Origin of the sequence: Paenirhizobium selenitireducens ATCC BAA-1503 (genome assembly GCF_900492185.1) — a bacterium.
In the GTDB taxonomy this organism is placed as follows: domain Bacteria; phylum Pseudomonadota; class Alphaproteobacteria; order Rhizobiales; family Rhizobiaceae; genus Allorhizobium; species Allorhizobium selenitireducens_A.
Genome location: NZ_UEYP01000005.1, coordinates 202,945 through 214,840 on the forward strand (window position 1 = coordinate 202,945; position 11,896 = coordinate 214,840).

An 11,896-nucleotide genomic window follows, 5' to 3' on the forward strand; every position below is an offset into this window, starting at 1 on the left:
TCAGCGCTCCAAGGCCCTTACTCCGAGGAATCGGAGTTGCCTTCCTGATCGGCTCCGCCGTGACGTCGGCTCAGTTCGTCGAGAATCCGCAGCTCGTCCGGCTTTTCGGCCGCCGTTTCGTCCGTATCGCTACGCGATCTCACCTTCTCGAAGAGACGCCGCGTGATGTCCCCAACCGTGGCATTGTCTGCCAGGCTGCTCAGCGGCATGTCGAAGCCGGTATTCTGTTCGAAATTCAGCCCGAGTTCAACGGCCATGAGGCTGTCGAGCCCGATTTCCTTGAGGACGCTGTCCTTGGAGATGCTTTCGCGTGACACTCTTAGAATATTGGCGATTTCCTGCGCGACCACATCAAAGAGGATATCCTGCGCCTCGACCTGTGTCTTGCCGTCGATCATTGCCGCAAGGTCGATCTCGCCCCCTTCCGCCCCGCTTGCATGATGCGAAGCGCGACGCATGACGACCTCGAACAGGTTCTCGCCGACCACCCGCAGATGATGGGCGGCACCCCAGTCGAATTCCGAGACCATGACCACGGCAGCCTCGATGCTGTCGGGCGCGGACGCGATATAGTCCTCGACGCATTGCAGCGCTTCACGCGAGCCGATCGCGGTCTTACCGAGCCGGCGATCCAACCGCTGGCCGATCTCCGTGTTGCGGGCGAGATAGCCCGCGTCGGCAATCGCGCCGAAACCGACGGCCAGACCCGGCAGTCCCGCGCAGCGCCGCGCACGCGCCAGGCCTTCGAGAAATCCGTTCGCCGCCACGTAATTGGCCTGGCCCGGATTGCCGACCAGCGTCGTCACCGAGGAGAACAGGATGAAATTGTCCAGGCTGTCAGCGCGCGTCAGGCGGTCGAGGATCGCGGCACCCTTGGCCTTGACGTCGATGACCGGCCGGTTGCGTTCGCGGTTGAGATTGCCGATCAACGCATCGTCCAGCACCATGGCTGCGTGGACGACGCTCTTTAGCGGAGCGACCTTGCGGATCGTTGCCAGCATCGTCTTTACGTCCGATTCCTTCGTCACGTCGCAAGCATAGAGATGCGCCTCGACGCCGGCCGCGCGCCAGCGTTCGATCGCCGCTTCCGTTTCGGCATCGGCAACACCCCGGCGCGAGCAGAGCGCGACATGACGCGCCCCCTTCTCGACCAGCCATTCGGCGGCAACCAGACCGAAGCCGCCGATCCCGCCGACCACCAGATGAACGCCCTTCGGGTCGACCACCATCTTGCGCCTGGCTCGCGACGCGACCCGATCCACCCCGGCCTTCGGCGGCAGGACGACGATCTTGCCGATATGGCCGGCATTCTGCATGAGACGGAAGGCATCGCCGATCTCGTCGTGATCGAATGCACGATAGGGCAGCGGCGAGAACACACCCTCCTCGAACAGCGCCCCGATCTCGCCCAGCATCCGCTTCGAGAGCTCGGGATGAAGCACGAGCAACTGGTCGGCGTCGATGCCGAAATAGCTGACATTGCGGCGGAAGGGGCGAAGCCCGATCTTGCTGTCGGCGTAGTAGTCGCGCTTGCCGAGCTCGAGGAAACGGCCGAACGGCTTGACCAGCGACAGGCTCTGCTCCATCGCCTCGCCGAACAGCGAGTTGAGCACGAGGTCGACCCCTTCGCCTCCGGTCACCGACAGCACGTCGTTGACGAAGCTCAGCGAACGGGAATCGAAGATGTGGTCGGCGCCGAGCATTTCGACGAAGCGCCGCTTTTCCTGCGTGCCGGCGGTGGCGATGACCTTGAGACCGGCATGCTTGGCAACCTGCAACGCGGCGAGGCCGACACCGCCGGCAGCACCGTGGATCAGGATCGTTTCACCCGGGCGTGCCCTGGCAAGCTCGATGATCGCATAATAGGCCGTCAGGAAGACGACCGGGATCGAGGCCGCCGCGACCGGATCGACGCCGGCTGGCAGCTTGGCGACACCGGCACGATCGACCGCCACATGGGTGGCGAAGGCCGCGGCGGCGATCGCCATTACCGGATCGCCGATGGAAAGGTCGCTGACATTCTTGCCGACGGCAACGACGCGGCCGGAGAACTCCATGCCGATCGAGGCGCCCGCGAAGCCGTCTTCCAGCGCCTCTTCCGGCAGGAGGCCCATGGCCCACATGACGTCACGGAAGTTGAGGCCTGTTGCCGCGACCTGGACCAGAACCTCGTCCGGCCCGATCGCCGGCACGTCACAGCTTTCCCAGCGGATACTCGAAACCTGCGACGGCGTCTGCTGACGGATGACGGCGGCATCGAAATTGGCCGTGAAGGCGTTCGTTTCCGGCATGGCGCCCGGAACGGCGCGCATCTCGAGCACGCTCCTGCCATCGAGGTCGACGCACCATTCGCGGTTGACGGCGCCCGGCACGCAAATGGTTGCCACGTCGGCGAGCAAGTGGGCTAGATCACGACGGGCCGCGCCGCTGTCGATGCTCTGCACGTCGAGGAAGTCGAACTCGTTGCGCAGAACGCGCAGGAAAGTCCACAGGCCGGAATTGACCGGGTCGGCGGCCGGTCGATCGGCCACCGGCGCGCCGCCGGGTGCCGACACCAGAAGCCGGATGGGCGCCGGTTCCTTTGGAAGCGATCCACGATAGTCGGCAAGCGCCAGGGCAAAGGCGCTCAGGATCAGTACATTGTCCTGCAGCACGGCAGAGCCGTCCACCGCCGGATCGACGGCGGGCGAGAGATGGATCACGTCCAGCGGGCCATCCGCATTGCGTTCGAAGCGTTCGATGAAGGCCTTCTTGTCGGCGGCAAGATCGCCGCTTGCGGCAAGGACCTCGAACGACGGGAACCCCTGGGCCACGGCCGCGGCGGACAGGGCATCCGTCGCAACGCGTCCGTCATGAACCAGCAGGACCGGATTCTGCGTCGTGCCGATGACTTCCGAGACCTCGGACGCAGCGGAGGCTGCGGCCTTCGTTTCGATGGTGAAGACCGGACCGCCGGTCATCTCGCGCAGGGCGACATCCGCCTCGTCAAAGCCGATCCTCGAAAGGATCGCACGCCAATCGCTGGCGGTCGCCAATGCACCGATCGGGAATTCCGCCGTCTGGCTGCGGGCAAACCAGCCGTCCGAGAGGCCCGAGACGAAGTCGTGGAACAAGGAAGGCGCCTCGACGGCGGCCAGCAAAGTTTGAGCATCAGCCAACACGGCCCCGTTCTTCTCCGAGGCAAAATCCGTTTCGACCAGATCGCGAAGCTTGCTGCTTGCGCTGAGCACGACATCGGCCGATGCAAGGCTCGGCAGTTGCTCGCGCGAAAGGATCTTCACATGGGCCTGATCTTCGAAAGCGAGTTCGAGACGATGGCGAAGCGCGCCATCCGGCTCGTAGATCACCAGCCGCGCCCCATGGTCCGCGGCGATCTCTGCGATCCCCCGGCTCAGGCCCACCGAGGTGCTGCCGAGTTCGAGAATCTGCGGGCTTGCCTGTAATGGCCGCGTGGCGAACCAGGCGCGCAGGCCGTCCAGGAGGATGGCGATTCGCGACCGGGCCGCGACCGAATGGATTTCCTGGTGCTCGACGGTTGCTTCGCTGAGGAAGTGATCGCGCTTCGGCAAGGCTTCATCGGCAGCCCCCGCGCCGGCACTCCGGTCTGCGAGGCGATCGAGGACTTCGCGATGGACGTCGTTGATCAGGACCGCCTCGACGGCCCGATCCGGGCATTCCTTGTAGAGTTCGCCGAGGATCTCGGCCACCGGCGGCAGGGGACATTCCGGATCGATGATCCATTCCCCGTCCTGCTGCTCGATGAACCCGGCATCGGCCAGCAGATGCAGGCCATTGAACAGGAATGGCCGGAGCGCCGGATCGTCGGGAAGATCGGCCGAGGTGAGGCTCGCCTTGCCGCTCGCAAGCGTGCTCGTCATGTCGTGCAGGGCCCGCATGATTGCCGCGTTGAACAACAGCGTCTCGTTGTCGAGGCCGGTTTCCGGCAGATGCGCGAAGCAGGAATCCGCCGAGACGGCGGCCGCGCCCGACGGCAAGGTCCGCCCCGCCACCGACGAAGACAGCGCCTCGTAGTGGAAGGAAAGCGCGCCCAGCGTCTTGCGCTGTTTCAGGTAGGTACGACGGAAACGGCAGTCCTCGAAGGACGCAACGCGCTCGCCATCCGCGTCGAACAGATGGAACTTGGCCTTGATCGAGGTCGGGCTCAGCCGGTCGATCTCGATCACCGCCCGGCGGATCGTCGCACCGGTTCGGTCGATGCGGATCTGGCCGAAGCGCACCGGAATATAGGGTGCGCCGCGATGGTCGCCGCTGAAGCGGTCGAACAGGGCGACCAGACCGTGGAAAACGGCGTCGACGGAAACCGGGTTCAGATTGTAACGCAGCATCGGATGCGCTGGCGTCGCTGGTTCGGCAAGCGACACCTCGATCAAGCGATCGCCGCGGCAGATGGTCTGTTGCATCAGTTGGAAGTGCGGCCCGTAGTCGAGACCGAAATTGGCGGCAATGCCATAGGCCTTCTTCGCATCGATCTCGGCGGTCACGTCAATCTGCGGAAAGGCGGGGGCCGGACGCACCTCGGACGCGGAGAGCTTGCGCACCCGGGCGACCGCGTGGATCGTCCAGTCGTCTTCGCTCAACCGCTCGCGCGATCGGATCTCCAGATCACCGGTCTCGGGCGAAATCAGCGTCGAAAGCTCGATCAGGCGGCTTTCGCTGAGCTCGAGCGGGCGAACGATTTCGAGATTGGTGATCTCGACGCGCGACTGGCCGAACAACTGGTTGGCCGCCGAGACGGCAATCTCGATGAAACCGCTGCCCGGCAGAATAGAGCGACCGTCGACGACGTGCTCGGCCAAGTCCGGGAAGAGATGGGCATCGATATGGTTTTTCCAGGTCGCGCCGTTCGGATCGATGCGCCAGCCGACGAGCGTGTAGCCGACTTCGCTATCGCGGCCGTAGATGTCGGCGCGATCGCTGGTGCGGTCGGGCTGGAGGTCGATCCTCTCAAAGGGAAGTTCGGGCAGGGAAACGAAGGCATTGCGCTTGCCGAATACCTTGGCCCTGTCGACTGCCGCACCGCAGGCGACGGCGCGCGCCATGGCCTGGAGGATCGGATCGCTGTCCAGATGCCCGTCATCGCGCGACAGCGTGCCGACATAGTTGATCGAAGCCGAACGCTGCTTGGCGATATCGGAGAGATAGCCGCCGAGGATGGCGCGCGGCGTCACCTCGATGAAGACGTTGCAGCCGAGTGCCATCGCCTCTTCCGCGGCCTGCTGGAACTTCACCGGCTGGCGGACATTGCGCCACCAGTATTCCGGGGTCAGCGCCTCGCCGGTGATCGCGGTTCCCGTGACGGTCGAGATGAACACCGTGTCGCCGCGACGCGGCGCGATCGCCGGCATGTCGGCGAGAAAGGCATCCCGCGAGCGGTCGATCAATGGGTGATGGAAGGGATAGTTGATGTCGAGCGGCTGGACCGCCACCCTGCGCTTGCGGGCACGCTCGCGCAGCAGTTTGATGTTCTCGTAGGAGCCGGAGATCGTGACCGAATTGGGTGCGTTTATCGCCGCGACTTCGAGGTCCTCGAGGTCAAGCGAGCGAATCAGTTCCACGGCTGCCTGCTCGCCGAGCTTCACGGCGGCCATGGTGCCCTCGCCGGCCAGCACGTCCTGGTGCAGCGAGCGCTTGGCGATGACGGTGACGGCATCCTCGAGCGACAGCGCCCCGGCCGCATAGGCGGCCGCCACTTCGCCGACCGAATGGCCGAAGCTCGCCGTTGGGCGAAGACCCATCTCGACCATGGCGTCCGTCAGGGCAGCCTGGATGGCGAAGAGCAGCGGTTGTGCGAGCTTGGTGTCGCTGAGCTTGCTCTCGAGCTCTGGATCGCTCAGCGATGCCTTGAGGTCGATCGGAGACTGGTGCGAGAAAAGCTCTGAAATCCGCTCGAAGGCCTTCCGGAAGGACGCATTGTGCCTCAGCGCTTCAAGGCCCATGCCGGCCCACTGCGCGCCGTTGCCGGAGAATACAAGTGCGACCTTCGGGTCGCGTGACAGCGCTTCGCCCGTTTCGGCGAGCGATTCGGCACCGGAGAGATGCGCGTCGATCGCTTCGATGGCCTCGGCGCGGTCCGCCGTAACGACGAAGCGGTGGCGTAGCGCCGAACGGTTGGCGCTCGCGGCCGCGACGATGGCGGCGGCCTCCTCTTCGCTTTCCGTCTCGGCGAGACGATCGCGATAGGCGGCAAGCAGCGTCTTGAGGCTTTCGGCCGTGTGGGCGCTCAACATCAGAAGGCGAGGCGAGGCTTCGGTCGCCGGCTTCGATGCGGAGGTCGTTGCGGCCTTCCGAGGGTCGGCGATCACGACATGCGCGTTGGCCCCGCCAAAGCCGAAGGAGTTGATGCCGGCGAGGCGCGGGCGCTCGCTCTGGGCGAGGATCACGGGCTCATGCGCGACACGAACGTTCAGGCCCTGGAAATCGATGTCTTCGTTCGGCGTGTCGAAATGCAGCGACGCCGGCAGATAGTCGTGCTCCAGCGCGAGCATCGCCTTGATTACGCCCAGCAAGCCGGAAGCTGGTTCCGTGTGGCCGATATTCGTCTTGATCGAACCGATCCAGACCGGCTCTTCCCGGCGCATGCCGATCACCTGGCCGAGCGACCAGACCTCGGCCGGGTCACCGACCTTGGTCCCGGTGCCATGCCCTTCGACGAAGGCGACGTCGCGGGGATCGATGGCGTCGGAATAGATCGACATCAGCAATTCCGCCTGCGCCTCGCGCGACGGCAGGGAAATGCCATTGGTGCGCCCGGCGGCGTTGACGCCCGAGGCGACGATGGTCGCACGGCTGCGATCACCCTCGCGGGCGGCACGCTCGGACGACCGGAGCACGAGCACGGCGCCGCCTTCAGCGCGCACATAGCCGACACCGTCATTATCATAGGCCTTGCACAGCCCGTCGGGCGACAGCATGCGGGCCTGAGCGAAGCCGACGAAGGGCAGCGGATGGACGAGCATGTTGACGCCGCCGACGATCGCGGTGTCGACCTGGCCGGAATTGATGGCGCGCACGGCATGGTCGAGAGCGACGAGCGAGGACGAACAGGCGGTATCGACCGTCAGGCTCGGACCCTTCAGACCGAAGACGTGGGAAATACGGTTGGAGACGATCGAGAGCGTATTGCCGGTCATGAAGTAGGGACCGGGGGCTGCCGGATCCTCGACCGACAGATTGGCATGGTCGAGGCTGGATGCTCCGACATAGACGGCAACGCGTTCGTCCTGCAGGCTGGCAACCGGCAGATTGGCATCCTCGAGGGCCCGCCAGGTCAACTCCAGCAGGAGCCGCTGCTGCGGATCCATGAAGGTGGCTTCGCGACGTGAAATGCCGAACAAGGCCGGGTCGAAGGCATGGATATGCTCCAGTACGCCGGCAGCGTCGGTATAGTATTTGCCCGGAACGCCCATCTGCGGATGCCAGAACCGCGCTCGGTCCCAGCGATCGCCTGGAATACTCGTGACCGCACAAACACCCGCCCGCATCATCTCGAACAGCGCTTCAGGCGATCCGGCCCCAGGTGCGGCGCATGCGCGCCCGATTACTTCTACTGTCATATACTTCAATCGCAGAGTTTCATTGGTTTAGGGCACGACAACCTCGGCGCTTCAACAAGCATCCCGCATCCCCCTTAGCCAAGCGGCGGTACAGCGTCAATTGCATCACGGCTTTATCGCATAGCGAAGGCACGCTCGACGGCCAGTCCCGAAGAAATCCCCCGATCGCATAGCCAACGAGCACGGTATCACTATTGGAACGAGTGCAAATGCGCAAATGCGGTCGTAGACGCCCGACAATGGTTGAGTTATGAAGAGCTAAACAGTTCAGAGACCCGTCGGAAAAATGCGAATAGCCATTATCGGAACGTCAAATTCAGTCATGACCCACGGATGGGCGAACGCGCTCAGGAAAATCGTCCCTGAACATTGGGAAATTGAGAATCTTTCGCTTGGAGCAAGTCCTTCTCTCTACGGAAGTTTTATTATTCCAAGAGAAAATGTTGTGGAGAATTTTGATTTCGCCCTTCTGGACTTCACGGTAAACGATCAGCAATTTCTCGACATAAGCAATCTGTCCCGCGATTATTTGGCCGCGTCTTATGCGGGATTACTTCGGCATTTCGCGACAGAAGACGCCCGGTGCACACCGATTTGCCTGTTCCTACCTCAAAAGGCTTTCGCGCTGGAAGGGAAAGCCACTGACGCTTACTCCATATGCACGGGGATCTGCGAACACTACGACATCGAGTATATTGATGCGTTCGCAATGGTACAGAGGCTCGTCCAGACCGGCATTGGCGTGGACGAGATTTTCGCGGATTGGGGTCACCTGACACCCGAATACCAGATCGTCATGGCCGAGAAAGTTCTTGAGTTCTTGTGCAATGCCATCCCAAAGAAGCCTCGGCGTGAGATATTGGTCGAGGCGCCCATCATTACTGCAGTACCAAGAAGTGATATCGAGTATTTTAACGGCGAGGTGCGGACAATAGGCACATCGTTCGCGAAGCACGAAGTTACGACCTTGAGAGAGGGTGGCGGCGGAGTTATAAACGGCTCGCCCTTTCTCTTGGCCATTGTGCACTGGATCGACGAAGCTTCTGGCCCCGTCTGCTTCAAAGGCAGCGACACAAAAGTTTCGAAGGCACTCCGCAAGGAATGGAAACGGCTCTTCGCCTTAACCCATTTTCGCAAGCCAGTTCGCAGCGAGGGCTCAATTCCGTTTGAGTTCGGCGAGAAGCAAGGCTATTTGCTCGAGCGCGGTTTCGGCCTGGCGAAGACGACCCAAATCGCGGGCGATGTGGCTGACATTGTGGGATTCTTGAAATCCGATGTCGATCCGCTTGCCCAGGGCCGCATGCTGCTGGAGGCTCTCGCCGCAAGAGAACCGGCGCTTGTCTAGGTTCGATCTTGGGTCCTGCCGAGGCAGGCGTGGCTATAGGTCGCGAACTCGGCGGCACAAAGAAGACTTGCGACAAGCCTCGAAGTGCAGCAATACGCTCTGCGAGCCCTATTTTGCCACAAAGGCATGATGGATAGTCCACCCGTATGAGACACGTCGTCTCGCAAGCGACCTAGGTCAAGCGTTTCGGGATCTGCAGGAGCAATCGTGTATATAAAGACACATCTCAGGATCGTTGCTGCACTGTTGATGCGCGAGATGTCGGCACGATTCGGAAACAAGCCGGGTGGTTACATATGGGCGCTGCTCGACCCCGCCGCTCACGTCATGCTGATGACCTTAATTTTCAGCGCCATCGCACACGCCCCGCCGCTAGGTGAGAGTTTTCCTTTGTTCTTCGCCACCGGCTATATCGGCTTTCAATTCTATCTGGCGACTCTTAGTCAGGTGAGTGGCGCGTTGAAGGCCAACAAATCGTTGTTGAGCTACCCGAATGTCGCACCGATCGATACCGTGGTCGCCCGTTACATTCTTCAGATGGGTACCACGGTCCTGATCGGCTTGATCGTATTTTCCGCCATCGGCAGCACGCTTCACACCCCCCTGCGGCCCCAATGGGAATTCATCATCGAAGCAGCGTTGCTGGGAAGTCTCCTGGCGCTCGGAGCCAGCCTAGTCAATACGGTGCTGTTCCTGAAATACCCGCTGTACGAGAGCGTGTTTCATATCGTCAGCCGCCCGCTCTTCCTGTTGTCGGGGGTTGTGTTTCTCCCCGAGGCTTTGCCGAACCCCTTCAGGGAGATCATTCTGCTGAATCCGATCATCCATGTGGTGACACTCTTCCGGCGAGGCTTTTATCCGGAATATCGCGCCGCGAGTTTCAGTCCGGAATATCTCTATAGCTGGGTGTTTTGTGCGTTGTTTGCCGGTATGATTCTGTTCACGTTTTCTACCAGGACGCTACGTAACGAATGATCAGGTTAGAGCAGGCTTCCAAATTTGTGTATGCACGCGGCACCAGAAAGCCGATTCTTGACGGCGTTTCCCTAGTCCTCAAGCGCGGTCGCAGCGTCGGACTGCTTGGCCGAAACGGCGCCGGGAAATCGACCCTTCTGCGCCTCTTCGCCGGGACGATCCGACTCGATGCCGGACGCATTGTCCGCGAGGGGAACATTTCCTGGCCTCTCGGCTTCCAGGGGAGCTTCCAGGGCAATCTCACGGGCGAGCAGAATGTGCGCTTCGTGGCGCGGATTTACGGCGTCGATTCCGAGAAGCTGATCGACTATGTCGCCGAGTTTGCCGAACTTGGCGCGTTCTTCCGATCGCCCGTGGCAACCTACTCGTCCGGCATGAAGGCACGTCTGGCGTTCGGCTTGAGTATGGGTGTGAGTTTCGACTATTATCTGGTCGATGAGATCACGGCGGTGGGCGACGCCAATTTCAAGAAGAAATGCAGTGAGGTATTTCAAACCCGCCTCGTCGATTCCGATGTCGTCATGGTATCGCACAGCACGGCGACGATCCGGGAATATTGCGACTGCGGTATCGTGCTTGAAAAAGGCAAACTGACTTATTTCGATGACGTTGAGGATGCGATCCGCGCCCACGACAAGAACATGAAGGATAGCTGACACCATGGCAAATCCCGAGAACACGGCCGGCGCCAAGATCACGCCGCCGAAACTGGATGCCGCGGCAGCCAGGCCTAAGCAGCATCCGAATGTTCGGATACTCGAGGGCCTGCTGGACGAGAGCAAGAAGAAGGCGCGCGCGGTCCGATCGAAGCGCAACATGTCGATCCTTAAGATCCGGCATCTGATCATCATCTCGGGCTTCATCGCCCTGGTCGCCATTCCCACCACGCTGGCGTCGCTCTATCTCGCCTTCGTCGCGCAGGATCAGTACCACAGCTCCTCCTCGTTCGCGGTCCGAAGCATAGGCTCGACCATCGGCGCATCGGACATCATGGGAATGTTCACGCAGACGACGGCGACCAGCACCGTGGCCGATTCCTACATCCTGATCGACTACCTGCTCAGCGAGCGCATGCTGGAGGATGTCGATTCGCGGTTTGACCTGGATACGGTCTATGCGCCCCGGGGCGCGGACTATTTCTTCGGTTTGGCAGCCGGGCTGCCGATTGAAGACAAGCTGAACTATTGGCGCAAGATGGTCACCGTGAATTTCGACCATTCCTCCGGCATCCTCCAGCTTCAGGTCAAGGCTTTCACGCCGCAGCAGGCCCAGGAGATTGCAAGTTACATCTTGTCGAAGTCCGAGCAGCTGATCAACGAACTGTCGGATAAGGCGCACGAGGAAACCCTCAAGCTCGCCCGGCAGGAAATCGGCATCGCCGAGCAGCGCCTCACGGATGCCCGCATGGCACTGCGGGAGTTCCGCGACGTCTCGCAGGACGTCGATCCGGTCGAGGGCGCCAAGCTCGCGGTCAAGCTCGTCGCCGGCATGGAACAGGAACTGGCGAAGCTGAATGCGCATCTGGAGGCCGCCCGCTCGCAGATGGCGGAGGATACGCCGCGCATTCGCGTGATCAAGAGCCAGATTTCGGCGCTGACGTCGCGCATTGAAGCGGAGAAACAACGTCTCGGCAGCGGCACGACGGATGCCAAGACTGCACGAACCACGCAGGATCTGATCGGCTCCGACGTGTCCGGCAGGCTGCAGCTCTACGAAAAGCTCGAACTCGAACGCGAATTCGGTGAGCGGACCTACGCAGCGGCCCTCGCCTCGCTGGAAAAGGCCCGCCTGGATGCGACCGGCAAGCAGCGCTACCTGGCGGTCTTCATCGAGCCGACACTGTCGCAGATGGCCCAATACCCGCAACGCTTCCTCCATGCGCTCATGGTCTTTCTGGCCGGCATGTTCGCCTGGGGCATGGCGACGCTCATCTATTATAATATTCGCGACCGGGCCTGAGCCGGCCGATACCTTTCTCGCTGTCCAAACGAAAAAGCCTCCG

The 11,896-nt window shown here is 61.8% G+C and carries 5 protein-coding genes; 4 read left to right on the forward strand and 1 reads right to left on the reverse strand.

Features of this window, described 5'->3' with window-relative positions:
• Positions 1–17 precede the first annotated feature (17 nt).
• Entirely contained in the window at positions 18–7,574 is a 7,557-nt protein-coding gene (locus RHIZ70P_RS11310; RefSeq protein ID WP_115670405.1) for a type I polyketide synthase, read from the reverse strand.
• Positions 7,575–7,896: 322 nt separating this feature from the next.
• Here RHIZ70P_RS11310 and RHIZ70P_RS11315 point away from each other — a divergent pair, with 322 nt between their 5' ends.
• The 4 genes from RHIZ70P_RS11315 (at position 7,897) to RHIZ70P_RS11330 (ending at position 11,853) form a co-directional block, all read left to right on the forward strand.
• Positions 7,897–8,919 carry a hypothetical protein gene (locus RHIZ70P_RS11315; RefSeq protein WP_147293990.1) on the forward strand — a complete coding sequence of 341 codons (1,023 nt, stop codon included), beginning with the start codon at positions 7,897–7,899 and terminating at the stop codon, positions 8,917–8,919.
• A gap of 204 nt (positions 8,920–9,123) precedes the next feature.
• Complete coding sequence (locus RHIZ70P_RS11320; protein WP_115670407.1) at positions 9,124–9,894, forward strand: ABC transporter permease; 771 nt, start codon at positions 9,124–9,126, stop codon at positions 9,892–9,894.
• Positions 9,891–10,550, forward strand: coding sequence for an ABC transporter ATP-binding protein (locus RHIZ70P_RS11325; RefSeq protein ID WP_115670408.1), 660 nt, complete (start codon positions 9,891–9,893; stop codon positions 10,548–10,550). Before RHIZ70P_RS11320 ends, RHIZ70P_RS11325 begins: the two co-directional genes overlap by 4 nt.
• A 4-nt stretch (positions 10,551–10,554) precedes the next feature.
• Entirely contained in the window at positions 10,555–11,853 is a 1,299-nt protein-coding gene (locus tag RHIZ70P_RS11330; RefSeq protein ID WP_115670409.1) for an RkpR, polysaccharide export protein, read from the forward strand.
• The last annotated feature ends 43 nt before the right edge of the window (positions 11,854–11,896 follow it).